The sequence below is a fragment of the Duganella sp. FT27W genome (assembly GCF_009295655.1).
Classification (GTDB): domain Bacteria; phylum Pseudomonadota; class Gammaproteobacteria; order Burkholderiales; family Burkholderiaceae_D; genus Rugamonas; species Rugamonas zoogloeoides.
The window spans coordinates 789,347-815,977 of record NZ_WHIV01000002.1; the positions used below are offsets into that span (position 1 = coordinate 789,347).

The following is a 26,631-nucleotide window of genomic DNA, read 5'->3' on the forward strand; positions in this document are numbered from 1 at the left end:
TACCTCATCAACGCAGGTTGACCAGCGTTTGCAGCAGCGAGTCTTCGGTCTTGATGGTCTGCGCATTGGCCTGATAGACGCGCTGCGCGGTGATCATGTTGACCAGTTCCTCGGTCAGATCGACGTTCGAGGTTTCCACCGAACTCGAACGCAACTGCCCCATAGAACCGGCATTCGGCACGCCGATCATCGGCTGGCCGGACGCGGCGCTTTCGGACCACGCATTGTTACCGAGCGGGGTCAGGCCATCGACGCTGGCAAAGTTGGCCATGGCGATCTGCCCCATGGCGCGCGACTTGCCGTTGCTGTACTGGCCCAGGATGATGCCGTTCTCGTCGATCGACAAACGCTGCCACGAGCCGGCCGAGTAGCCGTTCTGGACCGAGCCCAGGTCGTTGGTGGCGCTGCCGTACTGCGTGGTGTTCTCGAACGTGGTGGCAACCGTCAGCGGCTGCAGCGAGCCGGTGTCCGGGAAGATCGGCAACTGGATCTGGAACGGCAGCGTTTGCGGCGGCGTGCGCAAGGCCATGGCGCCCGGGTCGAGGTTGCCGCTGCGGTCGAATTGCAAGGTGCCGACCTTGATTGCCGGCACCGTGATGGCGTCGGCCAGCTTGGCGCTGATTTCGTCCGGCGACTGGCCGGTAATGCTGCCGGAATTGGTCGGATCGAGCGCGGCGTACGCGGTGTCGAGCGCAGCAAGTTGGGCAGCGCTGGCCTGGGCTGGCGCGGTGGACGCGGCCGTGCGCATCACCTGGTAAGCGGCCGTGGCGTAGGTCTTGGCAGCCTGGGCAATAGTGGCGGCATCGGGCGGCGTGGCGCGGATGGCATCGTTGTAGGCGGTGCGTGCCGTGGCCACGCCGGCATCGGAATTGATGGCGGCGGCCACGCCGGCAGAAATGACTTCCTTGTTGTCGGCAGCGGCGTACACGTCCCAGACGTTGGCATCGGTCTTGACATAGTACGTGGTCATGATGTGCTGGGTGCCGAGGCTGTCGTACACGTCCAGCACGGTCTGCTTGTTATAGGTTTCCGGGTCGTTGGCGTTGAACGGGTTCTTGGCAGGCACTTTCTCGGCCGAGCTCAGGTTCAGGTGATAGTTGGCCTCGGTGGTTTGCACCGGTTTCAGATCCGACTTGTCGAGCACCAGCGGTACCGGCGCACCGAGCTGGATCACGCCGGCGGTGTTGGCCAGGTAGCCAGTCAGCACCGCACCCTGCGCGTTGACCAGCGTGTGCTTGTTATCTTCGTGGAACTGGCCATTGCGCGAGTACTGCACCGCGCCATTGACGGTCATGCGGAAGAAGCCGCCGCCGTTGATCGAGACGTCGAGCGGGTTGTTGGTGGTTTCGATATTCCCTTGCGTGAACTGCTGGGCAATCTTGGAGGTCATCACGCCGATGCCCGGATTTTGACCGGCCACGCCGTTGAGCGAATTGGCATACAGGTCGGCAAACTGCGCTTCCGAACTCTTGAAGCCGACAGTGCTGGCATTGGCGATGTTGTTACCGATCACCGACAGCGATTTCGATGCAGCGTTCAGGCCGCTCAGTCCTTGTTGGAACATGGTATTCCCCTAGTTAAAGTACTTCTTTAATTTCAGCCAAGGTGAAGTGGCCGAGCGATGTGTTGAGTTTGACGCCGGCGCTGCCGGTGGACACGCTGGCCACGGCCGCCAGTTGCAGCGGGGTCGCATTGTCGAGCGCCTTGCCGCCGGTGGTGGCCTTGACCGTGAACGTGTAGCTGCCCGCTTCGGCTGCCGTCTTGTCGTCCTTGGTGCCATCCCAGGTGATCGGGTAAGTACCGGCATCCGCGCTTTTCATGCTCATGGTGCGTACCGTCTTGCCGGTCTTGTCAACGATGTTGATATCGACCACGTCAGCCGCCGAGCCCAGCTCCACGCCAAACACGCTGCTGCTGGACTTGGTGCCGTCGGCGGCGGTGGCGGTGCTCAGTTCGATGCCCTTGCCGGCCACCAGTACGCCTTTGCCGATCAGGTTGGTTGCCGTCATCGACTGGGCGCTGGCCTGGTCGGCCCGCAGGGACTCCAGCGTGGCGTTGACCTTGTTGATGCCGGTAACGGTGGACAGCTGCGCCAGCTGGCTGGTCATGGCGGCGTTGTCCATCGGGTTGAGCGGATCCTGGTTCTTCAGCTGGGTCACCAGCAGCAGCATGAACTTGTCCTGGTCGGCCTGCACGCTGTCGGTGGAGGTGGTGCTGGTGCTCGAGCTGGTGGCCACCGAGTTGGTGGTCACGGTCTTGGGGGTATCGATAATGCCGCTGACTGCCATGATGATTCTTTCTATCAGTTCTGACCGATGGTCAGGGTTTTGTTCAACATCGACTTGGCGGCGTTCATCACTTCCACGTTGTTCTGGTAGGAACGCGACGCCGACAGCATGTTGACCATCTCGTCAACCGGATTGACGTTGGGCATGGTCACGTAGCCCTTGTCGTCGGCCAGCGGGTTTTGCGGGTCGTATTTCATTTTCATCGGCGACTGGTCTTCCACCACCTGCTTGACGCGCACGCCGGTCGAGGCGCCGCCATTGGTGGGCGGCGTCGCTTCGAACACGACCTGGCGCGCACGGTAGGCTTCGCCGGTGGAGCTGGTGCCGCTGTCGGCATTGGCCAGGTTGGAGGCAGTGACGTTGAGGCGCTGGGCTTGCGCGCTCATGGCCGAACCGGAAACATTAAAGATGCTGAAGAGGGACATGATCAGGCTCCTCAGTTACCGGACTGCAGGGCGTTCATCATGCCCTTGATCTGCGAATTGATCATGGTAAGGCTGGCCTCGTAGCGCACCGCGTTGTCGGCAAACTGGTTGCGCTCGACGTCCATGTCGACCGTGTTGCCATCGACCGCGCCCTGGACCACGCCCCGGTACAGCAGCGGCGTGCCGTCGGCCAGCAGGCCGCCATCGGACGGCGGGTTCGGGAAGTGGCGCGCGGCGGTCGTCTTCATGCTGGCGGCGGCGGTCGGGCTGGCCTTTTCCACGGCTGCCTTCATGGCGCTGGAAAAATCGATGTCACGCGCCTTGTAATTGGGCGTGTCGGCATTGGCGATATTCGAAGCGAGCACGGTCTGGCGCTTTTCGCGCAAGTTCAGGGCCGATTCGTTAAAGCGCATGTAGTCGTCGAGCTTGGAAAGCATGGTGGCCTCCGGGTGTATTAACAGGATCGATGATACGGAGTTGCTCCAGCGAACCATCAATCGAGCAGCAGCGGCTTTTCCACCTTATTCCACGCTTCAAGCGCGGCGCGCTTCTCTATCATGGCAGCATTGAATGGAAGGCCTGCGCCATGACCCCACGTCTCGTTACACTGTTAATTTCCGCCGCGCTGCTGCTACCGGTGTTGCCCCAGGCTCACGCCCAGGGCCGCCAGGACGCGGCCGGCATCAAGCGTACCGTTGAAGATTTTCTCAAGATACAAAGCGGCGGCCTGCCGGGCCAGGTCACGGTGGCCGTGGGCGCCATCGACCCGCGCCTAAACCTGGCCGCCTGCCCTGCCCCGCAGGCATTCTTCTCGCCGGGCGCACGCGCCTGGGGCAAGACCACCGTGGGCGTGCGCTGCACGGCGCCAGCCGCCTGGACCCTCTATGTGCAAGCGAGCGTGACCGTGATGGGCGACTATGTCGCCAGCGCCGCGCCGCTGGTGCAGGGCCAGGAGATCGAGGAGCGCCAACTGGTCGTGCTGCAGGGCGACCTGACCAGCCTGCCGGCGGGCGTGGCCACCGATGTCAGCCAGGTGATCGGCCGCAGCACCAATGCATCATTGCCGCCAGGCACTCCCTTGCGTCTTGATACCTTGCGCAGCAAGCCGGTGGTGCAGCCGGGCCAGCTGGTGCGGCTGGTGTCCTCCGGCAGCGGTTTCAGCGTGTCGGCCGAGGCGCGCGCCATGAGCACGGCGACCGATGGCCAGGTGGTGCGGGTAAAAACCGCCTCGGGACAGCAAATCAGTGGTATCGCCAAAACCGGCGGACTGGTGGAGGTGGCGTTTTAAAGGATGGGCAAAAGCTGGGGGTCTTGGTCACGACGGCGCTAAAGTTTCTCAAACGCGCGCCGTTATAGACTCAGATCCCGGAGTATCACACTCCACCCAGTGAAGGAAGTGCTGTGAAAATCAACGATACAACATTAAAGAACACGCCAGGCTTGCCTGCAACGAACAGCCCGCCCGCCACGACCACCCGCAGCGCGGAGACGGCGGTGCAGTCGTCTACTCCGGCTGCGACCGACAGCGTACGGTTGTCGCCGCAGGGACAGGCCATGGCAGCCAGTGCCACCAATGGCGCAGGCGCCGTGTTCGACAGCAAAAAAGTCGAACGCATCAAGCTGGCAATTGCCGATGGGCAGTTCCAGGTCAACTCGGAAAAAGTGGCGGATGGCTTGCTCGATACGGTCAAGGATCTGCTGCACTCAAGACAACGTTAGGATAGATCATGACCACGGTCACCCCGCTCGACAATCTGCGTGAAGAAGCGCACATCATGACCACCTTGCTGGACTTGCTCAAGCAAGAACAGCAGATGCTGGTCTCGGCGGAGATCGAAGGCCTGGATGTGGTCACCAACAAGAAAACCGTGTTGATTGCGCAGATGACACTGCTGTCGGCCCAGCGCCACCGCGCCCTGGGCAAGGCCGGTTTCCCGGCCGAAGAGGCTGGCATGGAAGCCTGGATCGCCGCCAGCGGCGACGACGACATTGCCCACGCCTGGACTGCGCTGCTCGACACCACGCGCGAAGCCAAGGAATGCAATCGCGTCAACGGCATGCTGATCAACAAGCAAATCAATAATACCCAGGGCGCACTGGCGGCCCTGCGGCCTTCGACCGGTGGGCAGACGTATAGTGCGACCGGCATGTCGAATCCGATACCACGCAGCCGAGGCTTTTTAGCAGGCTGAAAGATGGCCTGAGGCCGCCCAGGACTTCGGGCCGTTCAGGCCATCTTTCGGATGCGTGCGTTTTGATTATTGTGGAGCTGGCACTGGCGCTGCGGCTGGGATTACCGTTGGTGCGGTCGCCGGTGCGCCGTCGGTCGGCAACTCCGTCACCGGATCAGGCAAGCCCGATAGAATCGTTACCGCCACCCGGCGGTTGCGGGCGCGGCCGATGGGGTCGTCGTTCGAGGCGACCGGCACGTTCGAGCCGAAGCCCACTGCCGTCAACCGCGTGGGCGCCACGCCATTTTCCACGAATAAACGCACCACGCTGCTCGCGCGCACCGACGACAGTTCCCAGTTCGACGGGAATTGCACATTGCTGATCGGCAGATCATCGGTGTGACCCTCGACCTGCACGTTATGGGTATCGTTCTTGAGCAGCACGCCCACCGCGCTCAGCGCTTCCACCGATTCCGGCGTCAGGCGCGCATCGGCCGGGTCGAACAGCACGCTGGCATTGATTTCCACGCTCACGCCCCGGCTATTCTGCGTTACGCGCACTTTCCCCTCCTTGACCAGCGGCGCCAGCGTGGACAGCAAGTCCTGCGCCAGCCTGGTCATTTCCTGGCGCTCCTGTTTCAGCATTTCGGCGCGGCGTTTCAGGGCGGGATTGGGGATCGGCAGATTGGGCACTTGCGTGTTGACCGGCGGCGACGAACCGGCGCCACCGAAGGCGTCACCCAGGGCATCGGAAAACACCTTGTACTTGCCGATATTGACCGACGAGATCGCGTACATCACGACGAAGAACGCGAACAGCAGGGTAATGAAATCGGCGTACGAGATCAGCCAGCGCTCGTGGTTTTCCACCTCATCGTCGAACTTTTTGCGGGCGCGCCGGTGGTACATCTCAGTGCTCTCGCATCAAGGTGGCGATGCGCTCTTCGATCACGCGCGAGTGGTCGCCGGTGGCAATATCGTAAAACACGGCAGCGGCGATTTCCTGCTGGTGCACATGCTGGTTGACGATGGCCTTGAGCTTGTTGGCGATCGGATAGAAAAACAGGTTGGCCAGGCCCACGCCGTAAATCGTCGAGACGAACGCCACCGCGATGCCTGCGCCCAGCTTGGTGGGATCGGTGAGATTTTCCATCACGTGAATGAGGCCCAGCACGGCGCCGAGGATGCCGATGGTGGGCGCGTAGCCGGCCGCCGATTCCCACACCCGCACGGCCAGCCGTTCCTCGGTCTCGTACGCGGTGATTTCGGTGTCGAGCAACTGGCGCAGCTTGTCGGGGTTGATGCCATCGACGATCAGGCGCAGGCCCTTGGTGTTGAATTTATCCTTGGAGGCCAGCATGTGGCGCTCGAGCGACAGCAGGCCATCGCGGCGCGCGGCCAGGTTCCAGGCGCTGATGTCGCGCGCCAGCGCGGCGCGCGTGTCCGGCGGCGGCGCAAACACCATGCGCAGCATCTTCATGCCGCGCACAAAGGTGCGCAGCTTCGATTGCAGCAGCACGGCGCCGAACGTACCGACCACCACGATGGCAAACGCGGCCGGCTGCACCAGCGAGGACAGCTTGCCGCCCTCCATGGTCTGGCCGATGGCGATGCCGATCAGCGCAATGACGACACCGGCTATGCTGGCCCAGTCCATGCCTTCTCCCTGAGATTGGCCCGCAGGCGCGCCACGGCTTGCGTATGCAGCTGCGATACGCGTGATTCCGACACACCCATCACGGCGCCGATTTCCTTCAAGTTGAGCTCCTCTTCGTAGTACAGCCCCATCAGGATCTTTTCGCGCTCGGGCAAGGCATCGATGGCGTTGATCACGGCCTGGCGGAAATCGGTGTCGAGCAGTGCGCGCAGCGGATCGGACTCTTCATCGGAGCAATAGCGGTCGAGGAAACTGTCGTTGCCGTCGTCGTCATGGAAGTCCTCGTAGTACACCAGCTGGTGGCCGCCGCCGTCGGACAGCATGTCCTGGTAATCGGACAGCGACAGCTTGAGCGACTTGGCCACTTCCGACTCGGTCGGTGGATGGCCGAGCTTTTGTTGCAGCGTGCTCATGGCCGCTTCGATCTTGCGCATGTTCTGGCGCATCGAGCGCGGCAGCCAGTCGCTGGTGCGCAGCTCGTCGAGCATGGCGCCACGGATACGCAGCACGGCATAGGTCTCGAACTGCGCGCCATGGGTTTCTTCGTAACGGTTGATGGCGTCGAGCAGCCCGATCATGCCGGCTTGCACCAGATCATCAACCTCTACGCTGGGCGGCAATTTTGCCTTCATGTGATGGGCAAGACGCTTGACCAACGGCATGTGCTCCGTCAGCAAGGTGTTCTTGTCCGCTTTCCCTTTGACCGTGTACATAGCCTATTGTTTTACTTTCAAGCGCTAAAATGATTGCCGCTCCCCGTCTGGAAAGAAGGCGAGCCAGCCAGCGCAAAGCGCCCCGCCAGTTGACGAAACGCCACCGATGCACCGGCCAGCGGAAACGCATCCACCACCGCGCGACCCAAACGCGCGGCGCGCTGCAGGTATTCATCGGCCGGCACCGAGCCCATCGAGACCAGGTTGACGGCCAGGTAACGGCTGGCAGCTTGTGCCATATTATCGTAAACCAACTTCGCTTCGGCTTCCGATGCACCAGTGACAAGAATTCCGAACGGCCGGCGGCCCAATTCCTGGTTCAATTGCTTGATTAAACTATAAGCCGCCTTGATCGACGCAGCGTTGGCCGACACTTGCACCACGATCTCGGAACTGGCCATGACCGGCACCGGGAACGACTCGCCGTCGAACTCGCCATCGACAATCACCATGCCGGTTTGCTTGACCAGCACGTCGAAAGCCTTGGCCAGGCGGCGGGTTTCGTCGGGGCCGCTGCGCGGCATGCCGCGCGTCATCGACGCCACGGCAAAACCCTGCGGCGCCTGATGCAGCACCTGGTTCAATGCGCATTCCTGGCGCGCCACGTTGAGCAGGCTGGCGCCGCCGTCGAGGCCGAGCCGGCTGGCCACGCCGCGGGCGCTGGCGCACGCGTCCATCAGCAGCACGTCGTTGCCGGCCCGGGCCAGCGAAGCGGCCAAGTTGACCAGCATGGCGCCCTTGTCGTCCTGCGCGGTAGCGGACAGGAAGGTGACAATGCGGGGCTTGGGCCCCGCCAGCATGCGGCGCAGGCCTTCGGCCTGGTCGAAATCGAAATTAGCCAAGGTGTACCTCGCGCAGCGCATTGTTCTGGCTGCCCGACATCAACAGCGGCAGTTCATTGTCCAGGTACTGGGTATTGACGACGTCGCGCTTGAGTTTGAAGGCGCGGTCGATCAGGTAGGCCGGATCGGCCAGGTGCAGGTCTTCCGGCACCCGTTGGCCGTTCGAGACGTAGAACAGGTTGAGCTTCTGGCGGATCACCACGTCGAGCACGTTGCCGATCGCTGCCGCTTCATCGAGCTTGGTCATGATGCAGCCGGCCAGGCCGCTGCCTTGGTAGGCGCGCACCACTTCCGACAGGGTTTCCTGGGTGGCCGTGGCGTTCAGGCACAGCAGGCGCTTGACGTCGGAGCCGGCGCCTTGCAGCATCGAGACCTGCTCGGTGACCATCTGGTCGCGCTGGCTCACGCCCACGGTGTCGATCAGCACCGTGTGCTTGTTGCGCAATTCCTTGAGGGCGATGCGCAGGTCCGCTTCGTCCTTGACCGAGTGCACCATCACGCCAAGAATCTTGCCGTAGATACGCAGTTGTTCGTGGGCGCCGATGCGGTAGGCGTCGGTGGTGATCAGGGCCAGCTTGTCCGGGCCGTGACGCATCACGCAGCGCGCGGCCAACTTGGCGGTGCTGGTGGTTTTGCCGACGCCGGTCGGGCCCACCAGTGCGAACACGCCGCCCTGGTCGATCAGCGCATCTTCGTTGGCCATGGCCGACAGGTTGCGCGTCAACACGGTCTTAATCCAGCGCATGCTGTCGGCGGCGTCGCGGCCGGCCGGCAACTTGTCGATCAGGTAGCGCGACAGGCTGGCCGAAAAACCGGCGGCCAGCATCTCGCGCAGCACGGCGGCCTTTTGCGGCTCGCGGGCCTGGGTGCTGCCCCAGGCGATTTCCGCCAGCTGGGTTTGCATCATGCCGCGCATGGCGCGGATTTCGCTCATCATGTCCTGCATTTCGGCGGCGGCGCTCTGCTTGGCGCTGGCCACGGCCGAGGCGACCATGGCGCTGACCTGTTCGGCATCGAGTTGCGGCGCGCGCGGCTGGGCTGGCATGCTGGCCGGCGCTGCTGCAGCAGCGGTCTTGGTGGCGTACGAAGAAGGCGAGGCGACCACGCGGCGTGGCGGTTGCTGGGCGGCCTGGTGGTGCAGCGGTTGCATGGTCTGCTGAGGTGGCTGCGCGTGGCGTGCCGCCGGCTGCATGGTCTGCTGAGGCGGCTGCGCCTGGCGTGTCGCCATGTAGGGCGCTTCGTCGAAATGGGGCTCAAGACGCGCATCGAGGCGCTGGCTGCGTTGCGCGATGGCGGCGTCGAAGTCGAGCGACGGGGCCGGCTCGGCCATCGGCGAGTGCGGCGCCGGCATCGCCAACGAGGCCGCATCGTCATTGGCCAAGGCCAGGATTTCCACCATGCCGTCGGCCTGGCGGTTGGACAGGATCACGGCGTCCGGCCCCAGCGACTCACGGACCTTGCGCAATGCCTCGCGCGACGTCGGCGCGGTGAATTTTTTCACGTTCATGGCCGGCTCCCCAGGAACTGGCTGACGCGGGGTTGCAAGGTAATGTAGGCCATCGATGACTCCTGTAGCTTGAGCAATGCATCGCGCGGCTGCGACGCTTCTATCACTCGGACAGTGCCATTATTGACGATGCACTCAGGAAACGATCTGATGAACAGGCGGGGAAATGGGCCGCATTTCAATGCGGCCGCGTGGAGTGGTCAGGCTTGGTCATTCGGTACGAAAAACAGCGTCGAGCGAATCGGCGTGGACAAAGTTTTTTGCCCACTGATTGAGCAGGTCGGCGGGTGCATCTTCCAGCATGATTTGCACAGGCAAACTTAACGGGCCGAAGCGGGCTTTAAGCATCAGGGACAGCAAGTCAGCAGAACCGCGCCGCTGTCCTTGCTCCAGACCTTTTTCCAGGCCTTTTTCCAGACCTTGCTCCCGGCCTTGTTCCAGGCCTTTTTCCAGACCTTGCTCCCGGCCTTGTTCCAGGCCTTGTTCCAGGCCTTGTTCCAAACCTTGTTCCAAACCTTGTTCCAAACCTTGTTCCAGACCTTGTTGCATGCCCTGTTGCAGGCCCTGCTCCATGCCTTTCTTGATCCCAATTTCCATACCTATACGTTCGATAGAAGACAAGTATGTCATGTCACTCCTCCTTTCCAGTTGAACAATCCCTGATCGCAGGCGCTGCTCCAGCGCTGGCGGCAAGCGCATGATCCAGTCCATCACCCGATAGAGATCGATGATACGCTGCCGATCCCAGTCGCGCTCATACAACATCTTGGTGAGTTTCCACTTGGCGATGCGGCGTCGATGCGCATCGTTACGGGTATTCTGAGCCAGCAAATGCGCTGCGCTCACCAGCGCGAACGCGTTTTCCTGGCTCGCCAAGTCCGGGATCACGTATGCGTAATCCTGCATTTTTGCGATCGGAAAATCAAGCTGCATCGTGCAGCCAAGCTGCTGCCAGCCGAAACCGGTCGGACGCCAGTGGCGATTCTCGTCGGTCAGCAACGCCATGCTGGCCACCGGATGGCGGTAGCGATCATACACGCGGTAGTTGTAGATGAACATGCGCTCGGCAAAATCGGCATCGTGCCAGCCCTGCACTTCCAGGTGCACCAGTACCCACTGCTCGTCGCCATCGAGCTTGCGCACGCTGACCAGCTTGTCCAACAAGCGTTTGCCGAGCTCGGCATCTGCCGACAACGCTGCCAGTTCCTGGTCGAGAAACACGTGCGGCAGCGACCAGTCGATTTGCGCATGCGCCTGGGGGAAATAGAAAGCCATGAATTCCGGAAAGTGGTGCATGACCACTTCCTTCCATGGCGAATCGTAGTCGTCGCTCATATGCCAAGTTTTAGACTTTGCACAGGGCGCGGTTTGATGCGGATCAAACGCGCGCCGGACGAAGCGAGATTACGTCTGGCCCACCAGCGCGGTCACGCGGATGGTTTTGCTCTCCGGAATTTCGGCATGCGACAGCACTTTCAGCTGCGGCAGCGCGCGCCGCAGGAAGCGCGACAGCAAGGCGCGCAGCGGGCCCGGCACCAGCAGCACCGGCGTCAGTCCCATCGCCTCCTGCTGCTGCGCCGCGTTCGCGGCCTGCTGGGCGATGGTGTCGGCCAGGCCGGGTTCGATGCCGGCGCCGTCCGGGCCACTGGCAGCCAGCGCCTGCATCAACAGGCGTTCCAGGCGGTTATCCAGGGTCATCACCGACAATTCGTTGGTACCCGGGAACAGCTGCTGGACGATGGCGCGACCCAGCGCCATGCGCACCAGCGCGGTCAGGTCGCTTGGGTCCTGCGTGTGCACGGTGTGCTCGGCCAGGGTCTCGATGATGGTGCGCATATCGCGGATGTGCACGCCTTCGACCAGCAGGTTTTGCAGCACTTTTTGCAGCGTGGACAGCGACACCATTTTCGGCACCAGGTCTTCCACCAGGCGCGGCGCTTCCTTGGCCAGGTGGTCGAGCAGCGCCTGCACTTCGGCCCGGCCCAGCAGTTCCGACGCATGGGTGGAAATCAGGTGGTTCAAATGCGTGGCCACCACGGTGCCGGCATCGACCACCGTGTAACCCATGCCCTGCGCCTGGTCGCGCAGGCTGGCGTCGATCCAGGTGGCCGGCAGGCCGAAGGCCGGATCGGTGGTCACCAGGCCTTGCAGCGTGCCGCTGGCCATGCCGGGATTGATCGCCAGGAACTGGCCGTTGAACGCTTCGCCCATGCCCACTTCCACGCCCTTGAGGGTGATGCGGTAGGCCGACGGTTTGAGCTCCAGGTTGTCGCGGATGTGCACCGGCGGCGCCAGGAAGCCCACTTCCTGCGCGAACTTCTTGCGGATGCCCTTGATGCGCTTGAGCAGCTCGCCGCCCTGGGTCTTATCGACCAGCGGAATCAGGCGGTAGCCCACTTCCAGGCCCAGGGTATCGACCGGCATCACGTCCTGCCAGCTCGCTTCTTCCTGCTCCGGCGCCGGTGGCGCGGCGGCAGCAGCTGCGGCAGCTTCCGCCTCGGCCTTGGCCGCCTTGCCCACCGGGCCACCGGTGACTTTTTCCTTGCGGGCCATCATGTAGCCAGCGCCGAGGATGGCGCCGCCGATGGTCAGGAACATCACATTGGGCATGCCGGGAATCAGGCCCAGGCCGAAGATGATGCCGCCGGTGACGTACAGCACTTCCACCCGAGCAAACAGTTGGGACACCATCTGGGTGCCGATGTCTTCGTCGCTGGCCACGCGCGAGACCACGATACCGGCTGCGATCGAGATGATCAGCGATGGAATCTGCGCCACCAGGCCGTCACCGATGGCCAGCAGCGTGTAGATCTGCGCCGCTTCGCCGAACGGCAGGCCGTGCTGGATCACGCCCACCAGCAAGCCGCCGATGACGTTGATCACGGTGACCAGGATGCCGGCCACGGCATCGCCGCGCACGTATTTACTGGCGCCGTCCATCGCGCCATAGAATTCCGCTTCCTGCGAGACTTCGTTGCGGCGCTTGCGGGCGTCCGCTTCGCCGATCAGGCCGGCATTCAGGTCGGCATCGATCGCCATTTGCTTACCTGGCATGGCGTCCAGGGCGAAACGCGCACCCACCTCGGCGATACGGCCCGCACCCTTGGTCACCACGATAAAGTTGATGATGGTCAGGATGATGAACACCACGATACCGACCGTGTAATTACCGCCGATCAGGAAGTGGCCGAAGGCCTCCACCACTTTACCGGCAGCATCCGCGCCTGTGTGGCCTTCGGTCAGCACCACGCGGGTGGACGCGACGTTCAGCGACAGCCGCAACATGGTCGAGACCAGCAGCACGGTCGGAAACGCCATGAAGTCGAGCGGCTTGACCGTGTACAGGCTGGTCAACAGCACCACGATCGCCAGCGCAATATTGAAGGTGAAGAAGATGTCGAGCACGAACGCCGGCAGCGGCAAGATCATCATGGCCAGCATCATGATCAGGAAGATCGGCGCCGCCAGCGACGACTTGTTCTGGCTGGTGGCCAGGCCTTGCAGCCATGGCGGCATTTTGACGTTGCTCATTGCGCTCATGCGGGTGCTCCGTTATTCATGTTTGGTTTGTTGCCGAATTTATCGACGTACGCCGGGTTGTGCGGATCGAGTTCCGGCGGCACATCGAGTACCTTCGGTTCAGTCGGCCGTGGCGCGCCGCCCTTGCTGTACATGCGCAGCTGGAAGACATAGGCCAGCACTTCGGCCACCGCCGCGTACAGCGTGGCAGGAATCTCGTCGCCGATCTCGGCATGCTTGTACAGCGCCCGGGCCAGGGCCGGCGCTTCGAGCATGATGACCTTGTTCTCGCGGGCGATTTCGCGGATCTTGGCAGCGGTTTCGTCGGTGCCTTTGGCGATCACTTTCGGTGCGCCGCGCATGCCGTCGTTGTATTTCAGTGCCACTGCGTAGTGGGTAGGATTGGTCACCACCACGTCGGCGGTCGGCACGTCGGCCATCATGCGGCGCTTGGCCATCTCGCGCTGCAGCTGGCGGATCTTGCCCTTGATTTGCGGGTTGCCGTCCGATTCTTTCGACTCCTGGATCACTTCCTGGCGCGTCATCTTGAGCTTGTCGGCGTAGTGCCACAGCTGGTACGGCGCATCGATGGCGGCGATCAGGCCCAGCGCGCCGACGATGTACAAAAAGCTGCTGCCCAGCATATTGAGCATGTGGGTGGTGCCCAGGCGCAGCGGCTCCACGGCCAGACCGATGACGGCGTCCTGCTGCTTCATCATCACCATCCACGCCACCACGCCCACCACGGTCGCCTTGGCGATGGCCTTGAACAGTTCCACCAGCGCGTTCTTCGAGAACATATTGCTGATGCCGTTGATGGGATTGAGCTTGTTGAATTTCGGCACGAAGGCCTTGGCGCTGAACAGCCAGCCGCCGATCAGGATAGGCGAGATAACCGCCACGAGCATCAGGGCCAGGCCCAGCGGCAGGCAGGCGATCAGCACGCGGCTGACGTCGAGCGCTACACGATGCAGCAAGACGTTGGAATTGAAGATTTGCTCCTGGTCCAGGGTCAGGCCCGAGACCAGCGCGGAATTGAGTTGGCGGATCAGGCTGTCGCCAAAGGTCCACAGGCCGACGCCGGCCGCCATCAACACGGTAAATGTGGCCACTTCGCGCGAACGCGGAATGTCGCCTTCCTCACGCGCCTGCTCGAGGCGCTTCGGTGACGCTGCTTCGGTCTTTTCTGCGTCGCTGCTGTCTGACATGGTGTGTCTGCCGCATGGTTTATTTCGATGTTGCCATTATCGAGTGCGGCAACATCACACCATCGGTGGAATACGGCAGGTTTTCCGTGCCAGATCAGTGATTCCGTGTGGAAATTATTGGGAAGGTGTTAATTTCGCCATGTGTTCCGGGGTGAGGAAGCACCATTCTCCCTCCTCCAGGCCCAGCTCTTCCAGGGTCAGGGTGCCGATGGCAGAGCGATGCAAGGCGCTGCAATGGTTGCCGGCAGCGGCCAGCATGCGCTTGACCTGGTGGTACTTGCCCTGTTCCAGCACGATTTCGAGCTGGTGCTCGCCACGCTTGACGCAAGTTTGCGCTGCCAGCGGCGCCGGCTCGTCGTGCAATTGCACGCCGCCCAGCAGCTGAGCCACCAGTTCGTCGGTGACCGGGTCTTGCGTGGTGGCCTGGTAAATTTTCGGAACATGGCGCTTCGGCGACGATTGGGCATGGATAAACGGGCCATCGTCGGACATCAGCAGCATGCCGGTGGTGTCGTGATCGAGCCTTCCGACCGGCTGCACTTCGCGCCAGGTGAATTGCTCGGGCAACAAGGTCAGCACGCCAGGATGGTGGCTGGGCTTGCGCGAACACTCGAAGTTGGCAGGTTTATACAAGGCGATGTACACGTGTTCGCGCACTACCCACTCTTCCTCGAACACGGTCAGCACCAGGCCGTCGGTTTCAAGCGTTTCTTTGTATTTGTCGTGTACGACACCGGCGATGCTCACTTCGCCATCTTCGATGAGGGCGCGGCAGTACTTGCGGGTGCCGAAACCCTGCGATTGCAGGATGCGGTCCAGGGATAATTTGCTCATGGAGCGAATTTTACAGGATGGCTGTATGCTTGGGAGGGGCACGCGCATTATTGATATACATCAAGTTCAGCAATGTTCGCGGGGTTAGACTTCAAACCGCATTAGGAATTCGCCTAACGCACTAGGAAATACTCAGCAGGAAGCTCGCCATGCCCACCACCTATATCCGCACCTTGCTGGCCCGTTCCCACGCCGCCACGCACCGCACCCAGCTCCTGATCAGCCGTTGCCGCCAGGGCTGTCTGCTTGCGCCGGAAGGCCAGGCGTCAGCCACCGGCGCACCGGCCAGCAGCGCGCAAGCCGCCTGGTACGCGCGGCAACAACAACTGTTTCTGGACTGGCTGGACGGGGGTGGCATGACGCAGGAAACAGCGCCATCGGCAAGCACCATAGGAAACAGCGGCATTGCGCCGCTGTTTCCAGCACCCTGTACGGGTGCTGACGAGGAATCACAATTCTCTCAAGTCCGCATGCGAGATGCGGTAAGGTAGTTCATTCTTGGTGGATCAAGCTAAGCTTCAACTTCTGCTGACAACGAGATAAACAGTTTATATCGACCTCCCTTGGAAAGAACTACACCACCACTATAGCCGAACTGGTAGCAGATGCAAGCAAGTCGGTATTGATAATGTTAATCGGTTTGCCTTGAGCGACAGCAAACCCGGTATCTCGCCGCTCAGCGCAGGGTCGGTTTGACGCTTTCCACCGCCGATTTGATAGCGCCCGCGCCCATGGCAGCGCCGAATTTCTTCAGCACGCGCTCCGGCAAGCCCTCGTGGGTGGTGTAGTCGATGATGTCCTCGGCCCGCACCACGTCGCGCGCGACGCTGTCCACGGTGCCGTAGGCGTCCGCCAGGCCCAGGTCGATCGAGCGGGCGCCGGTCCAGAACAGGCCCGAGAACATCTCCGGGGTTTCCTTGAGGCGCTTGCCACGGCCGGCGCGCACGACGTCGATGAACTGCTGGTGGATTTCATCGAGCATGGCCTGGGCATACTGGCGGTGCTTGTCGGTCAGCGGGCTGAACGGGTCCATGAATCCCTTGTTTTCACCGGCCGTCAGCAGTCGCCGTTCGACGCCCACTTTTTCCATGGCGCCAGAAAAGCCGAAGCCGTCCATCAGCACGCCGATCGAACCGACGATACTGGCCTTGTTGACATAAATGCGGTCGGCGCCGGCAGCGATGTAATAGCAGCCCGAGGCGCAAATCTCGTCCACCACCACGTACAGCGGCTTCGATGGATAGCCGGTGCGCAGGCGCCGCATCTCGTCCACGATCATGCCAGCCTGGACCGGGCTGCCGCCCGGGCTATTGATGTGCAACACCACCGCCACCGAGCCGCTGTCGGAAAACGCCTTGTTCAGCGCCGGGATCACGATCGCTGCAGCACCACTGCCCTCGGATTCGATGGCGCCTTCGATCTCGATCAGCGCGGTATGGCGGCCCAGGGTTTCCTCGGAGCCGGTCCAGCTGACGTCCATGTAGGTAGCCAGGGCCACCACGATCACCAGCAAGGTGACGGATTTGAAGAAGATACCCCAGCGGCGCGCCGATTTTTGCTCCTTGAGCGTGGCAAACACCAGCTTTTCCAGCACGGCACGCTCCCAGTTGCCGGCAGCAGCCGACGCTGCGGGCGGCACAGGGGTGACAGGTGGCGGATTGACGCCGCCGGCGTCGCTGTCGCCGGACTTGGGAATGTGGTTGTCGCTCATGGATTACTTAAGTTGGATAGTCAGGCCGATGGCGGCCGCACGTAGTCGTCCGGTTGCCAGAAAATCTGCTGGTCGCGTTCGATCACGGCAATCGGCCGCAGGCGACCGCCACGGCAGGGCCCGCCTGCGCACACGCCGGTTTCGGGCGCATAGATGGCGCCGTGGGTGGCGCACATCAGGTACGCGCCGCCGGACTCGAAGAATTCGCCTTCCGCCCAGTCGAGTTCGATGGGCATATGGGCGCAGCGGTTCAGATAGGCATATGGCGCGCCATCGTAGCGCACCACGAAGCCGGTGCCGGCCGTGCCGTCGGTGTTCACCGCGAAACGCACGCCCTTGCCGCCATCTTCCACGTCGGCGGTGGCGCAGACCAGGATCTCGTCCATCAGGCGTTCTCGCTCAGCCATTGGTGCAGCTCGGCCACCGTCGCAGCCGAATACACCGGATTGCAGGCGGTCAGTTGTTCGACCGGGTGGGCGCCATATTGCACTGCCACCCCGGCTGCACCGGCATTGTTCGCCATCAGCAAATCGTGCGACGTATCGCCGATCATCACCGTACGTCGCATATCCTGGCCCAGCTCCCGGGTCAGTTCCTGCAACATGGCCGGATGCGGCTTGGAAAACGTTTCGTCGGCGCAGCGCGTGGCGTCGAACAGCGACAGTACCTTGACGTCGTTCATGGCGCGGTTCAGGCCTACCCGGCTTTTGCCGGTGGCGACCGCCAGAAAGTAACCTTCCTGCGAAAGTTCCTGCAACATGTCGCGTACGCCGGGGAACAGCACCAGTTCGTGGTCTCGCGAGAGGAAGTGATAGCGGTAGCGCTCCACCATGCGCGGGTACCAGGTCGGGTCGATATCGGGCAACACGGCCTGCATCGCCTCGTGCAGGCCGAGGCCGATCACGTGGGCAGCCTTGTCGTCGCGCGGCACCGGCAGGCCGAGGTCGCGCGCCGCTGCTTGGATGCAACGGACAATGGTGGCCGTCGAGTCCATCAGCGTGCCGTCCCAGTCGAACACGATTAAATCAAATTGCTTTCTTGCCATGAATTCAGCCGCTGCACGCAGCGCGCCCCTAAATATTTGCGATTAGTTAATTGGTTTGCCCAAGCTTACCAAGAATCGCTCACATTCGGCGGCTAAAGGTGCGTTCAGCGTCATGATTTTTCCGGAGTCCGGATGGGTGAACGTAATTTGATGCGCATGCAGGAACATTCTTTTCAGTGCGCCGCGCTGCGCATCGGCTTTCAAGAGCGCGCGGTTGAGGGCGAAATCGCCGTACTTGTCGTCGCCAAGGATGGGGAAACCCGACGCCGACAGGTGCACCCGGATCTGGTGCGTGCGGCCGGTTTTCAGTTCCGCTTCCAGCAGGGCGAAGCCCGCGAACTTTTTCAGCAACGAAAACACGGTGTGCGACGGCATCCCTTCCGGATTGACCGCCACGCGGCGCTCGCCCTCGGCGGTGGAATACTTGTGCAGCGCCAGTTTGACGTGCTGACGCGCATTTTTCCAGTCGCCCGCCACCATGGTGAGATAACGCTTGTCGGTATCGCCATCGCGCATCTGCTCGTGCAGATTGGTCAGTGCCGAGCGCTTTTTGGCCAACAGCAGCAAACCCGAGGTGTCGCGGTCGAGCCGGTGCACCAGTTCCAGGAACTTGGCGTCAGGGCGCGACGCGCGCAATTGTTCGATCACGCCAAACGATACGCCCGAGCCGCCATGCACGGCCACGCCGGCCGGCTTGTCGATCACCAGGAGGTGGCTGTCTTCGAAAATCACCTTGAATTCGGCGGCCGGTACGTGGGTAGTATCGGCCTTTTCCGCGATGCGGATCGGCGGAATGCGGACCATATCGCCCTCGACCAGGCGATACAGCTGGTCGATACGGCCCTTGTTGACGCGCACCTCACCAGAACGCAGGATGCGATAGACGTGACTCTTCGGTACACCTTTGCAAATTCGCAACAGGTAATTATCGATCCTTTGTCCAGCGTCTTCTTCGGAAATAGTGACGAACTGCGCCTGCAGCGGGACTTGCGACGAGGGTACTGCGCCGGTGGTCGCGGAATGTGACGGGGGGACAACATCATTTTGCATCTTCATTTAAGCTGTCTTCCCAGAAATCTCTCTAAGTCCTTCATTTTGAATATATAATCATTTCGCTGCGGCATACACTGCGGCTGGTGTAAGAAGAAAAGCATATTTTACACAGGGGCGTCCCACCTGGCCTCGCCTAATTGCAAATTCAGGGGGAAATACGTATACGCACCACCCTTGCCGATATCAAGGTTGCACCGTTGTTGTAATCGGTTAGTGGCAGGGAGGCAGGATCAGAATGATAGTATTGTAAGGATAAAGTGCGGCCAGCCGGTCAAGAGTCGGCTGGCCGATTGATGAAGTTGATAACGCTTGCCGTTTCCGCCGGACCCCATGCTTTGCTGCAAGCTCAACGGATGGCTGTCACCAGCCCTGTAACATTTCAGCCCGGCACACTGTCGTCGCTGCGATATTGATTACTTGTAGTATGTAAGCTTGAGGATTTGGCTCTCAACGTTGCTGCTCACCGCCTGTATTTTTCTGCCGTCCTTAAGGGCCGCATGGAGGGGTACAGGTGATGCGAGCCCGCGGCCTGACGTTCAGCCTCTCAGCGCCCAGTTGCGTCCGCAGCGCCGGTTACCTCCCGCGCTGCTGCTCCGCACAGAATGGGCAATACCCCCCGCAATCGTTCTGATTCTTCGCGTATACCCCAAAACCTTCGTCGCCGGCTTCCACGAGCCGACGGCATAGAGCTGGCCTACGGGTCGCGGAGTTAAAAAAATGAAACGCATGTTGTTTAATGCTACGCAGCAAGAAGAGCTGCGCGTAGCGATTGTCGATGGTCAGAAACTGATCGATATCGATATTGAAACCGCCGGACGCGAACAGCGCAAGTCCAACATCTACAAAGGCGTGATCACCCGCATCGAACCATCGCTCGAAGCTTGCTTCGTCAGCTATGGCGAAGATCGCCACGGTTTCCTCCCATTCAAGGAAGTAGCGCGAACTTACTTCAAGGAAGGCGTTGATGTCCGCAACGCGTCCGTCAAGGAAGCATTGCGCGAAGGCCAGGAAATTATGGTCCAGGTCGAAAAGGAAGAGCGCGGCAACAAAGGCGCCGCCCTGACCTCGTTCGTATCGCTGGCCGGCCGCTACCTGGTCCTGATGCCAAACAACCCGCGCGGTGGTGGTGTTTCGCGCCGCGTCGAAGGTGAAGAGCGCCAGGAACTGCGCGAAACCATGGACAAGCTCGACCTGCCAGCAGGCATGTCGGTCATCGCCCGCACCGCCGGCATCGGCCGCAACGTCGATGAACTGCAATGGGACTTGAACTACCTGATGCAACTGTGGCGCGCAATCGAAGGCGCCGGCAAATCGGCTTCCGGCGCCTTCCTGATCTACCAGGAGTCGTCGCTGGTGATCCGCGCCATCCGCGATTACTTCCAGCCCGATATCGGCGAGATCCTGATCGATACCGACGAGATCTACGAGCAGGCGCACCAGTTCATGAGCCACGTGATGCCCGACATGGTGCACCGTGTAAAGCGCTACAGCGACGACGTGCCGCTGTTCTCGCGCTTCCAGATCGAACACCAGATCGAAACCGCCTACAGCCGCACCGTGCCGCTGCCATCGGGCGGCGCCATTGTCATCGACCACACCGAAGCCCTGGTGTCCGTTGACGTCAACTCGGCCCGCGCCACCCGCGGCTCCGACATCGAAACTACCGCCTTCAACACCAACTGCGAAGCGGCCGAAGAAGTGGCCCGCCAGCTGCGCCTGCGCGACTTGGGCGGCCTGATCGTGATCGACTTCATCGACATGGAAGTGGCCAAGAACCAGCGCGAGGTCGAACAACGCCTCAAGGATGCGCTGCACCACGACCGTGCCCGTGTGCAAATGGGCAAGATCTCGCGCTTCGGCCTGATGGAGCTGTCGCGCCAGCGCCTGCGTCCGTCGCTGTCGGAAGGCTCGCACGTGACCTGCCCGCGCTGCTCCGGCACCGGCCACATCCGTGATACCGAATCGTCGGCCCTGCAAGTCCTGCGCATCATCCAGGAAGAGGCGATGAAGGAAAACTCGGCCACCATCCACGTGCAGGTACCCGTCGATGTGGCAGCGTTCCTGCTCAACGAAAAGCGCGGCGAAGTGCTGAAAATCGAGAACCGTCACCGCATTTCCGTGATCCTGATCCCGAACAAGCACCTCGACACGCCGCACTACAAGCTCGAGCGCATCAAGCATGACGATCCGCGCCTCGAAGATAGCCAAGCCAGCTACAACCTGGCCGAGCAAGCCGAAACCGACATGGCCTACAGCAAGCGCCAGAAGGAAGAAGCCAAGCCGCGCCAGGAAGCCATGGTCAAGACCATCACTCCTGACCAGCCTGCTCCGCTGGTCGAGCGCAAGCCTGCCGAAACCGTCATCACGCCAGCTCCGGCCCCGGTGCCGGCGCCAGCGCCGAAAGGTTTCTTTGCCAAGCTGTTCAGCTTCCTGAGCCCGGAACCAGCGAAACCGGTTCTGCCGCAGCAGCCGACCATCGTGGTCAAGGCGCCGTCGCCGGACCGTAATGCCGACCGCAACGCCACCCGTGGCCCACGCGGCCGTACCCGCACCGGCAAAAATGGCCGTCCGGAACGTGAAGAGCGCGAACCAGGCGCCGCCCGTCCGGCATCCGACGAGACCAAGGCAGCCGACGCCGGCCGCCCGGCCCGTCCACCGCGTCCGCCACGCGAACCGCGTGAAGGCCGCGAAGGTCGTGAACCACGCGAAGGCCGCGACGGCGCGCCAGCCGAAGGCCAGATGCCGCGCGAACGTGCTGAACGCGCCGAGCGTCCTGAGCGCGCGGAACGTCCCGAGCGCGGCGAGCGTCCGGAACGTGGCGAGCGTCCGCCACGCGAACCGCGTCCACCACGTGAGCCGCGTGCCGACAAGGCGCCGGTAGAAGCCAAGGTTGATGAGCTGGCACTGGGCGCAGTAGCACCGGTTGCCGCAGCGTCCGCTGCCGTCTCGGGCACCTTTGCAGCGGGCGTGTTGGCCCCTGCGGCGGGTCCTGAAGCCGAAGCCACCAGCATCCTGAAAACCGCCCCGAACGCCGGTCCGGAAGGCGAAGCGCAAGACCTGGCAGGCGAAGGCGATGAGCCGCGTCGTCGCCGTCGTCGTGGCGGTCGCAACCGTAACCGTCGTGATCGTGATGGCGAAGGCCAGGACAACGAGGCAGGCGAAGGCAATGAAGGCGCCGATGGCGAGCAAGGCTACGCCGAGCACGATGGTACGCCGGTCGCAGCCGTTGCAGCACCGGTAGCAGCCGTGGCCGCAGCCGCCGCAGTTGACGCTGCTGCTGGCGCCGAACAAGCGCCGGCACCAGCTGCCGAGCCTGTCGTGGCAGCCGCCACGCCGGCAGCGGACGCCGCTCCGGCCGCACCAGTTGCTGCCGAGGCGCCAGCCCCGGCAGCAGTGGAAGTTGCCAGCGAAGCAGCGCCAGCAGTGGTAGAGCCGGCCGCTCCGGTAGCCGAAGCAGCGCCAGTGGTATCGGTAGCGGCACCGGCCGCAGCGGAAGCGCCAGCAGCATCGGTGGCAACTGCTGCTGAAGCACCAGTGGCACCTGTTGTATCTGCTGCACCTGCTGCACCTGCTGAGCAGGTTGCGCCAGCAGCGCCGGCCGTAGCAGAAGCCGCCGCACCTGCGCCGGTCGCAGCAGCAGCCGAGGTGGAAGCGCCAGTTGCGCCAGCACCGGTTGCCGCAGCGCCTGTGGCCGAAGCCGCTGTGGTAGCAGCCCCTGTAGCAGCCCCTGTAGCAGCACCGGCAGTTGCCGAAGCAGCGCCAGCACCGGTTGCAGAGGCGCCGGCCCCGGCACCAGTGGCGACTTCTGCGCCAGTAGCAACTCCGGCTCCGGCTATTGCTCCGGTAGAGGCTCCTGCTCCTGCTCCAGTGGCAACTCCGGCACCAGTGCCAGCACCAGTCGCGGCACCTGCCCCAACCGCAGCGCCTGCACCTGTAGCAGCAGCGACCCCGGCCGACCTGCAGGCCGTGCTCGGCTCCGCCGGCCTGACCCTGGCGGCCACCGATCCGGAAAAACTGCGCGCCGCGCAGGAAGCTGCCGCCAAGGTGGTAGCGCCGGTCCGCGTGCCACGCGAGCGCAAGCCGCTGCCGCCGCAGAACGACGAGCCAATGGTGCAGATCGACACGCGCCGCTGATCATCGCGGTGAGCTGATCAAAGGGAAGCCTTCGCGCTTCCCTTTTTTTATGCGTTGGGGCAGCCGGCGATAGCCGGTCCGGCACGGTTGCCCTGGCCGGGTGGATGGCTACGAGCAACGCCCGCTCGTGGTATCGTAAGCACATGGCGCAGTCAGGGCAGCGCGGCACCACCTTTCAATCCCAGCAAGTTTAGAGTTCAGACCACGAGTCATGTCAGAGAAAGTCATCATGATGACCGCGCAGCGCCCCAACGCGCCGGCCATCCCCTCCCCGCTCGAAGCGCCTACCGGATTGCTTGCCGACCGCCTGGCGCGGCCGCTGCACGACCTGCGCATCTCGGTCACCGACCGCTGTAATTTCCGCTGCGTGTACTGCATGCCCAAAGCGGTGTTCAACAATGATTACCAGTACCTGCCGCATACCGCGCTGCTGTCGTTCGAGGAGATTGCCCGTATCGCCCGCATCTTCATCGCCCACGGCGTAGAGAAAATCCGCCTGACCGGCGGCGAACCGCTGCTGCGCAAGAATCTCGAACGCCTGATCGGCATGCTAGCCGAACTGAAAACGGTCAGCGGCAAGCCGCTCGACCTCACGCTCACCACCAATGCATCGCTGCTGGCGCGCAAGGCGCAGTCGCTCAGGGACGCCGGCCTGCAACGGGTCACCGTCTCGCTCGATGCGCTCGACAACGCCACCTTCCAGCGCATGAACGACGTCGATTTCACGGTGGACGACGTCTTGAAGGGGATCGACGTGGCGCACCAGGTGGGCCTGGGGCCAATCAAGATCAATATGGTGGTCAAGGGTGGCATGAACGACCAGGAAATCCTGCCGATGGCCCGCTACTTCAAGGACACGCCGTACATCCTGCGCTTTATCGAATACATGGACGTGGGCGCCTCCAATGGCTGGAAGATGGATGAAGTGATTCCATCGTCGGAGGTGGTGCGCCGCATCGGCGCCGAACTGCCGCTGGCGCCGGTGGCTGCCAACTACAGCGGCGAGACCGCCTCGCGCTGGCGGTACGCGGACGGCGGCGGCGAGATCGGCCTCATTTCCAGCGTCACCCAGGCATTTTGCAGCGACTGCTCGCGCGCGCGCCTGTCCACCGAGGGCAAGGTATATACGTGCCTGTTCGCCAGCAGCGGCTACGACCTGCGCGCGCTGTTGCGCGAGGGACGCAACGACGCCGAGATCAGCACCGCGCTGGCGCACCTGTGGCGCGCCCGTGGCGACCGCTATTCCGAGTTGCGCACCAATGATACCGACGGCCTGGCGCGCGGCGCCAGGGTCGAGATGTCCTATATCGGAGGCTGACATGGCACCTGCGAACGCCATCACCGGATGGATACTGGCCGGCGGCCGCGGCACGCGCATGGGCCGCGTGGACAAGGGACTGCAACCGCTGGGCGACACCACCATGGCCGGCCACGTGCTGGCGCGCCTCAGACCACAGGTGGGCGCCATCGCCATCAACGCCAACCGCAACCTGGCGCAGTACCAGGCGCTTGCCGGCCCGGATGTCGCCGTTGTCGCCGACCACATCGGCGGTTTCGAGGGCCCGCTGGCCGGCCTGCAAACCGCCCTGCATTATTGTGCGGCCCACTGCGTCGAGCAGGGTGATACGGCGCTCCTGCTCACCGCGCCATGCGACTCGCCTTTCCTGCCGCCGGACCTGGCTGCGCGCCTGCATTCCGCGCTCGTGGCGAACGACGCCGACGTGGCGCTGGCAGTGACCATGGAAACCGATCCGGAAGACGCCAACGCAGCCCCGTACCGCCAGCGCCATCCCGTGTTCAGCCTGATCAGGGCCAACCTGCTGCCGCAACTCGAAGCCTGGCTGGCCACCGGCGCGCGCCGCATGGAAGGCTGGTATCACACCCTGCGCGTGGCCGAAGTGCTGTTCGACGATGCTGCCGCCTTCCGCAATATCAACACGCTCGAAGAACTGCAACGCCATGCGCCCGAGGCCACTGCCGCAGTATCCGCACCGATGGCAACCGCGCCCAAGTCCGCAACTGGAACCAGGACCGAAGCCGGAGTCTGGGCCGAAGCTGGAGCCGGAGTCGGATCCGAAGCTGGGGTCGGGGCTGCGGCTGCGGCTGCGGCTGCGGCCGGGAACGGTAGCGACAACGATCCGCTGCCGGTGGACCAGGCGCTGCGCCTGATCGCTGCCCGCGTGGCGCCGGTGGCCGAGACCGAGACCGTGGCCCTGCGCGCCGCGCTCGACCGCGTACTGGCAGCCGACATTATCTCGCCCATCAACGTACCCGCCTACGACAACTCGGCCATGGACGGTTACGCGCTGCGCGGCGCCGATTTGCCGAATGTGGAGTCGGGCGCACTTCCGGATACCGGCACGGTAACGCTGACGGTTGCCGGCAGCGCGTACGCCGGCCGCGCCTTCGCCGGCAAGGTTGAACAAGGCCAGTGCGTGCGCATCATGACGGGAGCTGCGATGCCGGCCGGCTGCGACAGCGTGCTGCCGCAGGAACTGGCGGCAGCCATCGGCAACGACAGCGTCACCATTGCCGCCGGCGTGATCGCGCCGGGCGCCAACCGCCGCTTTGCCGGCGAGGACCTGGCGCTGGGCGGCGTGGCGCTGGCCGCCGGCAAACTGCTGCGTCCTGCCGACCTGGGGCTGGTGGCCTCGCTCGGCATTGCCGAGGTGACGGTGCGGCGCCGCCTGCGGGTGGCGTTCTTCTCCACCGGCGACGAACTGCGTGCGCTGGGCCAGCCGCTCGACGACGGCTGCGTCTATGACAGCAACCGCTACACGCTGTTCGGCATGCTGGCGCGGCTCGGCTGCGAGGTGATCGACCTGGGTATCGTGCGCGACGACCCGGCGGAGCTGGAGGCCGCGCTGCGGACGGCCTGCCGCGATGCCGACGCCATCATCACATCGGGTGGTGTCTCCGAGGGCGCGGCCGACTACACGCGCGACATCATGGCGCTGCTGGGCGACGTGGCGTTCTGGAAGCTGGCCATGCGCCCCGGCCGCCCGCTCGCCTTCGGCAAGGTCAGCGACGGCGACGCCAGCGCGTGGCTGTTCGGCCTGCCCGGCAACCCGGTGGCGGTGATGGTGTCGTTCTATCTGTTCGCGCGGCCGGCGCTGCTGCGCATGATGGGCACCACGCAAGCAGCGGCGCGCCCGCTGCTGCTGCGCGCGCGGGCCGCAACGGCAATGCGCAAGCGCCCGGGCCGCACCGAGTACCAGCGCGGCATCGTCGCCCCCGGACCGGACGGCGCACCGCAAGTGCGGCTCACCGGCGCCCAGGGTTCGGGCATTCTCAGCTCGATGACAGCCGCCAACTGCATCGTGGTGCTGGTGCACGGCCAGGGCAATGTGGCGGCCGGCGATATGGTCGATATTTTGCCGTTCGACGGCCTGATTTGAAGGAGGCCGGACTTAAAGGGGGCCTGAATTAAAAGAACCTCGACCAACCTGCTGCGCGTCCAGCTATCGCCGCTGCGTTGCTCAGCGTACCTCCGAACGCTTGCGCTACCCAAGTCGGTAACAGGC

The 26,631-nt window shown here is 63.0% G+C and carries 24 protein-coding genes; 7 read left to right on the forward strand and 17 right to left on the reverse strand.

The genetic code is table 11. The annotated features are described in order from the left end of the window. Positions 1-7: 7 nt before the first annotated feature. The 4 genes from F8197_RS09700 to flgB are packed head-to-tail and all read right to left on the reverse strand — an operon-like array spanning position 8 to position 3,150. Positions 8-1,564, reverse strand: a complete 1,557-nt coding sequence (locus F8197_RS09700) for a flagellar hook protein FlgE (RefSeq protein ID WP_152881668.1) — start codon at positions 1,562-1,564, stop codon at positions 8-10. A gap of 13 nt (positions 1,565-1,577) precedes the next feature. Continuing rightward, entirely contained in the window at positions 1,578-2,288 is a 711-nt protein-coding gene (locus tag F8197_RS09705) for a flagellar hook assembly protein FlgD (RefSeq protein WP_152881669.1), read from the reverse strand. Positions 2,289-2,302: 14 nt separating this feature from the next. Further along, positions 2,303-2,713 carry a flagellar basal body rod protein FlgC gene (flgC, locus tag F8197_RS09710; RefSeq protein ID WP_019922847.1) on the reverse strand — a complete coding sequence of 137 codons (411 nt, stop codon included), beginning with the start codon at positions 2,711-2,713 and terminating at the stop codon, positions 2,303-2,305. 11 nt (positions 2,714-2,724) lie between these two features. Further along, positions 2,725-3,150, reverse strand: coding sequence for a flagellar basal body rod protein FlgB (gene flgB / locus F8197_RS09715; RefSeq protein WP_056140737.1), 426 nt, complete (start codon positions 3,148-3,150; stop codon positions 2,725-2,727). A 149-nt stretch (positions 3,151-3,299) separates the two neighbouring features. Between flgB and flgA the strand changes: the two genes are divergently transcribed. The 3 genes from flgA to F8197_RS09730 all read left to right on the forward strand — a co-directional run bounded on the left by flgA (position 3,300) and on the right by F8197_RS09730 (position 4,905). Continuing rightward, positions 3,300-4,001 (forward strand): flagellar basal body P-ring formation chaperone FlgA, encoded by a 702-nt coding sequence (gene flgA, locus F8197_RS09720; RefSeq protein WP_152881670.1) that lies wholly within the window; start codon positions 3,300-3,302, stop codon positions 3,999-4,001. Positions 4,002-4,114: 113 nt separating this feature from the next. After that, on the forward strand, positions 4,115-4,432 hold the full coding sequence (gene flgM, locus F8197_RS09725; RefSeq protein WP_026637463.1) for a flagellar biosynthesis anti-sigma factor FlgM: 318 nt from the start codon (positions 4,115-4,117) through the stop codon (positions 4,430-4,432). A gap of 8 nt (positions 4,433-4,440) precedes the next feature. Next, the gene (locus F8197_RS09730) at positions 4,441-4,905 is read left to right on the forward strand and encodes a flagella synthesis protein FlgN (protein WP_152881671.1); all 465 of its coding nucleotides are present in this window, start codon (positions 4,441-4,443) and stop codon (positions 4,903-4,905) included. A gap of 66 nt (positions 4,906-4,971) precedes the next feature. On the opposite strand, the gene motD is transcribed toward F8197_RS09730, so the two are convergent. From motD to F8197_RS09775, 9 genes are all read right to left on the reverse strand, one after another. After that, positions 4,972-5,793, reverse strand: a complete 822-nt coding sequence (gene motD / locus F8197_RS09735; RefSeq protein WP_152881672.1) for a flagellar motor protein MotD — start codon at positions 5,791-5,793, stop codon at positions 4,972-4,974. Position 5,794: 1 nt separating this feature from the next. Next, complete coding sequence (locus tag F8197_RS09740) at positions 5,795-6,541, reverse strand: flagellar motor protein (RefSeq protein WP_056140749.1); 747 nt, start codon at positions 6,539-6,541, stop codon at positions 5,795-5,797. After that, complete coding sequence (locus F8197_RS09745) at positions 6,523-7,254, reverse strand: RNA polymerase sigma factor FliA (protein ID WP_019922854.1); 732 nt, start codon at positions 7,252-7,254, stop codon at positions 6,523-6,525. Before F8197_RS09745 ends, F8197_RS09740 begins: the two co-directional genes overlap by 19 nt. A gap of 17 nt (positions 7,255-7,271) precedes the next feature. Continuing rightward, complete coding sequence (locus tag F8197_RS09750) at positions 7,272-8,096, reverse strand: antiactivator of flagellar biosynthesis FleN protein (RefSeq protein ID WP_152881673.1); 825 nt, start codon at positions 8,094-8,096, stop codon at positions 7,272-7,274. Next, a complete protein-coding gene (gene flhF / locus F8197_RS09755) occupies positions 8,089-9,603 on the reverse strand; it encodes a flagellar biosynthesis protein FlhF (RefSeq protein ID WP_152881674.1) in 1,515 nt (504 codons plus the stop codon). Before flhF ends, F8197_RS09750 begins: the two co-directional genes overlap by 8 nt. Positions 9,604-9,813: 210 nt before the next feature. Further along, positions 9,814-10,938 (reverse strand): transposase, encoded by a 1,125-nt coding sequence (locus tag F8197_RS09760; RefSeq protein ID WP_152881675.1) that lies wholly within the window; start codon positions 10,936-10,938, stop codon positions 9,814-9,816. A gap of 69 nt (positions 10,939-11,007) precedes the next feature. Beyond that, positions 11,008-13,134, reverse strand: coding sequence for a flagellar biosynthesis protein FlhA (flhA, locus tag F8197_RS09765; protein ID WP_304438339.1), 2,127 nt, complete (start codon positions 13,132-13,134; stop codon positions 11,008-11,010). Positions 13,135-13,139: 5 nt separating this feature from the next. Beyond that, positions 13,140-14,330 (reverse strand): flagellar biosynthesis protein FlhB, encoded by a 1,191-nt coding sequence (gene flhB / locus F8197_RS09770; protein ID WP_152881676.1) that lies wholly within the window; start codon positions 14,328-14,330, stop codon positions 13,140-13,142. Positions 14,331-14,444: 114 nt separating this feature from the next. Beyond that, positions 14,445-15,164: a pseudouridine synthase gene (locus F8197_RS09775; RefSeq protein ID WP_056140768.1), complete on the reverse strand. Its 720-nt coding sequence runs from the start codon at positions 15,162-15,164 to the stop codon at positions 14,445-14,447. A gap of 149 nt (positions 15,165-15,313) precedes the next feature. On the opposite strand from F8197_RS09775, the gene F8197_RS09780 reads away from it, so the two are divergent. Then, positions 15,314-15,655, forward strand: a complete 342-nt coding sequence (locus tag F8197_RS09780; RefSeq protein WP_227012177.1) for a hypothetical protein — start codon at positions 15,314-15,316, stop codon at positions 15,653-15,655. Between the two features lie 185 nt (positions 15,656-15,840). On the opposite strand, the gene F8197_RS09785 is transcribed toward F8197_RS09780, so the two are convergent. Genes F8197_RS09785 through F8197_RS09800 form a run of 4 tightly spaced genes read right to left on the reverse strand, consistent with a single transcriptional unit; the run spans position 15,841 to position 18,976 of the window. Further along, positions 15,841-16,875 (reverse strand): S49 family peptidase, encoded by a 1,035-nt coding sequence (locus F8197_RS09785; protein ID WP_152881677.1) that lies wholly within the window; start codon positions 16,873-16,875, stop codon positions 15,841-15,843. 20 nt (positions 16,876-16,895) lie between these two features. Beyond that, positions 16,896-17,261, reverse strand: coding sequence for a Rieske 2Fe-2S domain-containing protein (locus F8197_RS09790; RefSeq protein ID WP_152882029.1), 366 nt, complete (start codon positions 17,259-17,261; stop codon positions 16,896-16,898). Beyond that, a complete protein-coding gene (locus F8197_RS09795) occupies positions 17,261-17,920 on the reverse strand; it encodes an HAD-IIIA family hydrolase (RefSeq protein WP_026637464.1) in 660 nt (219 codons plus the stop codon). The genes F8197_RS09790 and F8197_RS09795 overlap by 1 nt, the downstream gene beginning before the upstream one ends. Before the next feature lie 42 nt (positions 17,921-17,962). After that, positions 17,963-18,976, reverse strand: coding sequence for an RluA family pseudouridine synthase (locus F8197_RS09800; protein ID WP_152881678.1), 1,014 nt, complete (start codon positions 18,974-18,976; stop codon positions 17,963-17,965). A 714-nt stretch (positions 18,977-19,690) separates the two neighbouring features. Here F8197_RS09800 and F8197_RS09805 point away from each other — a divergent pair. From F8197_RS09805 to glp, 3 genes are all read left to right on the forward strand, one after another. Continuing rightward, the gene (locus F8197_RS09805) at positions 19,691-23,107 is read left to right on the forward strand and encodes an Rne/Rng family ribonuclease (protein WP_152881679.1); all 3,417 of its coding nucleotides are present in this window, start codon (positions 19,691-19,693) and stop codon (positions 23,105-23,107) included. Between the two features lie 211 nt (positions 23,108-23,318). Next, positions 23,319-24,425, forward strand: coding sequence for a GTP 3',8-cyclase MoaA (gene moaA / locus F8197_RS09810; RefSeq protein ID WP_152881680.1), 1,107 nt, complete (start codon positions 23,319-23,321; stop codon positions 24,423-24,425). A 1-nt stretch (position 24,426) separates the two neighbouring features. Further along, on the forward strand, positions 24,427-26,505 hold the full coding sequence (gene glp / locus F8197_RS09815; RefSeq protein WP_152881681.1) for a gephyrin-like molybdotransferase Glp: 2,079 nt from the start codon (positions 24,427-24,429) through the stop codon (positions 26,503-26,505). Positions 26,506-26,631 lie beyond the last annotated feature (126 nt).

Coding starts and splice junctions, on each gene's coding strand:
- F8197_RS09700 (WP_152881668.1), bottom strand. CDS start 1,564: ATGTTCCAACAAGGACTGAGCGGCCTGAACGCTGCATCGAAATCGCTG.
- F8197_RS09705 (WP_152881669.1), bottom strand. CDS start 2,288: ATGGCAGTCAGCGGCATTATCGATACCCCCAAGACCGTGACCACCAAC.
- flgC (WP_019922847.1), bottom strand. CDS start 2,713: ATGTCCCTCTTCAGCATCTTTAATGTTTCCGGTTCGGCCATGAGCGCG.
- flgB (WP_056140737.1), bottom strand. CDS start 3,150: ATGCTTTCCAAGCTCGACGACTACATGCGCTTTAACGAATCGGCCCTG.
- flgA (WP_152881670.1), top strand. CDS start 3,300: ATGACCCCACGTCTCGTTACACTGTTAATTTCCGCCGCGCTGCTGCTA.
- F8197_RS09730 (WP_152881671.1), top strand. CDS start 4,441: ATGACCACGGTCACCCCGCTCGACAATCTGCGTGAAGAAGCGCACATC.
- motD (WP_152881672.1), bottom strand. CDS start 5,793: ATGTACCACCGGCGCGCCCGCAAAAAGTTCGACGATGAGGTGGAAAAC.
- F8197_RS09740 (WP_056140749.1), bottom strand. CDS start 6,541: ATGGACTGGGCCAGCATAGCCGGTGTCGTCATTGCGCTGATCGGCATC.
- F8197_RS09745 (WP_019922854.1), bottom strand. CDS start 7,254: ATGTACACGGTCAAAGGGAAAGCGGACAAGAACACCTTGCTGACGGAG.
- flhF (WP_152881674.1), bottom strand. CDS start 9,603: ATGAACGTGAAAAAATTCACCGCGCCGACGTCGCGCGAGGCATTGCGC.
- F8197_RS09760 (WP_152881675.1), bottom strand. CDS start 10,938: ATGAGCGACGACTACGATTCGCCATGGAAGGAAGTGGTCATGCACCAC.
- flhA (WP_304438339.1), bottom strand. CDS start 13,134: ATGAGCAACGTCAAAATGCCGCCATGGCTGCAAGGCCTGGCCACCAGC.
- flhB (WP_152881676.1), bottom strand. CDS start 14,330: ATGTCAGACAGCAGCGACGCAGAAAAGACCGAAGCAGCGTCACCGAAG.
- F8197_RS09775 (WP_056140768.1), bottom strand. CDS start 15,164: ATGAGCAAATTATCCCTGGACCGCATCCTGCAATCGCAGGGTTTCGGC.
- F8197_RS09780 (WP_227012177.1), top strand. CDS start 15,314: ATGCCCACCACCTATATCCGCACCTTGCTGGCCCGTTCCCACGCCGCC.
- F8197_RS09785 (WP_152881677.1), bottom strand. CDS start 16,875: ATGAGCGACAACCACATTCCCAAGTCCGGCGACAGCGACGCCGGCGGC.
- F8197_RS09790 (WP_152882029.1), bottom strand. CDS start 17,261: ATGGACGAGATCCTGGTCTGCGCCACCGCCGACGTGGAAGATGGCGGC.
- F8197_RS09795 (WP_026637464.1), bottom strand. CDS start 17,920: ATGGCAAGAAAGCAATTTGATTTAATCGTGTTCGACTGGGACGGCACG.
- F8197_RS09800 (WP_152881678.1), bottom strand. CDS start 18,976: ATGAAGATGCAAAATGATGTTGTCCCCCCGTCACATTCCGCGACCACC.
- F8197_RS09805 (WP_152881679.1), top strand. CDS start 19,691: ATGAAACGCATGTTGTTTAATGCTACGCAGCAAGAAGAGCTGCGCGTA.
- moaA (WP_152881680.1), top strand. CDS start 23,319: ATGTCAGAGAAAGTCATCATGATGACCGCGCAGCGCCCCAACGCGCCG.
- glp (WP_152881681.1), top strand. CDS start 24,427: ATGGCACCTGCGAACGCCATCACCGGATGGATACTGGCCGGCGGCCGC.